The sequence below is a fragment of the Lamprobacter sp. genome, from assembly GCF_034860625.1.
Lineage (GTDB): Bacteria > Pseudomonadota > Gammaproteobacteria > Chromatiales > Chromatiaceae > Lamprobacter.
The window spans coordinates 1-1,623 of the sequence record NZ_JAYESN010000470.1 but is presented as its reverse complement, the minus strand read 5'-3'; the positions used below and the strand labels follow the sequence as shown (position 1 = coordinate 1,623).

General features: G+C 64.1%; 2 protein-coding genes. Both read left to right on the top strand.

What is annotated here, in order from left to right; translation table 11 throughout:
- Positions 1–72 precede the first annotated feature (72 nt).
- Entirely contained in the window at positions 73–873 is an 801-nt protein-coding gene (locus tag VBE63_RS28920; protein ID WP_323686431.1) for a DUF4351 domain-containing protein, read from the top strand.
- Positions 827–1,623 (top strand): hypothetical protein (locus VBE63_RS28915; protein WP_323686430.1); only part of this gene is annotated, 797 nt, incomplete at its 3' end. The genes VBE63_RS28920 and VBE63_RS28915, both read left to right, overlap by 47 nt.

Genomic DNA, 1,623 nt, shown 5'->3' with positions numbered 1-1,623 from the left:
AATACCTTTCCCGAGCAGCCCTGGCAGTCGCTGGAACAGGCACTCAAACAATAAAGATTGATGCTCATCGACATGTCCCCCAAGGTCCCAATGGCCCCGCTCTGGCCTCAAGCACTCGCCCGCTATCCCTTCGCCGCGGCACTTCTGCCTAATTGGCGCGCCTCTGCGGCGATGCTGCCTGTTGACATGGGCCTACTCGGCGAACGCCGCCCCGCGCAACCCGTCTGTGGACTGCTGCTGTTCCTCAGCCCCGAGCACGATCCGAAGACCGAACCCTGGCACAGTACCATCGCCCGCGACCCGCAGTGCCCCATCCGCAGGGTCTACCTCATCGATGTGCTCAAGCAGCTCAGCCAGACCCAGCCCGAGCACCCACTGCTGGCCACCTTCCTGCCGTATCTCATCGAAGATCCGGCGAGCTTGCGCGAACAAGCACCCATCGCCTATGGTCAGATCCAACAAGCCCCACTGTCTGACACCGCCCGCAGACACTGCCTCGATGTCTTCCAATCCTGGCTGATGGCGCGCTTTCAGGACCAGACCCTAGAGGAGATCCTCCGCATGCTTGGTGAACTGACCCCCCTCGAACAGACCCGCGCCTATCGCGAGATCGTGGCAAAGAACCAGCCGATTTGGCTGGAGGAAGGCCGCCAAGAAGGCCGAGCGGAAGGCCGCCAGCGCGAAGCCCAACGGATGGCCCTGCGCCTCCTGCGCCGCCGTCTCGGCACGCTGAGCAAGGCGCAACAAGCGCGCGTGCAGGCGCTCTCCGTCGACCAGCTTGAAGACCTCGGTGAGGCACTCCTCGACTTCAGCGCCATCGCCGACCTTGAGACCTGGCTCGCCGCGCATCCCACACGCCAACCTAACGCCTGAGCAATCCGTACAACCCCACTGGACCCTCAACCTCAGCAACGGCCTCAAGGTCAACGTCCCGGCCGACCTCGACAACCCGGTCACCCTGACCCTGCTGGAGGTCGAAGCCTGGCTCGAGCCCGAGCACGCCTTCCTGCGCCAGCTCATCCAACCCGGCCTGCGCCTGTTGGATGCCGACACCGGCTACGGCTTTTATGCGCTGAGCCTCGCCCAAGCGCTGCACGGGCAGGGCAGGGTGCTGGCGCTCAACCCCGATCCGCTGTTCGCCCGCGGCGTCGCCGATAATGGCCTACAAGCGGTGATTCACACCGAGGGAGAGGCGCAAGCGCGCGGCGACAACCGCACCGATCACGATAACAGCGATTCAGGCAACGACAGCGACCACCGCAAACCCGCCGCCACCTTCGATCTAATCCGCCTCGGCGCCACCACCAAGCTCGACCCCAACTGGCTGCTACAGGCCGACCCACTGCTCATGCTGCCCAGCGACAGCGCCGCCCTCGCCGACCTGCAAGCCGCCGGCCTTAGCATCTACCGTCTGATCCCGGCCTTGGATGCGTTGCAGGAGGCACCCGACGCCAACGGCCCCCGACACGCGAACCCCGTGTGGCACGCAAACGCGGATGGCAACGGCAACACCGATGCTAACGCCAATGTCGACAGTGAAACTGAACCAAGCTTACCATCAGCGCTGGAAAAACCGGCTACACTTTTTGCCTGCAACGCCACTCGAATTATGAGGGACGGACC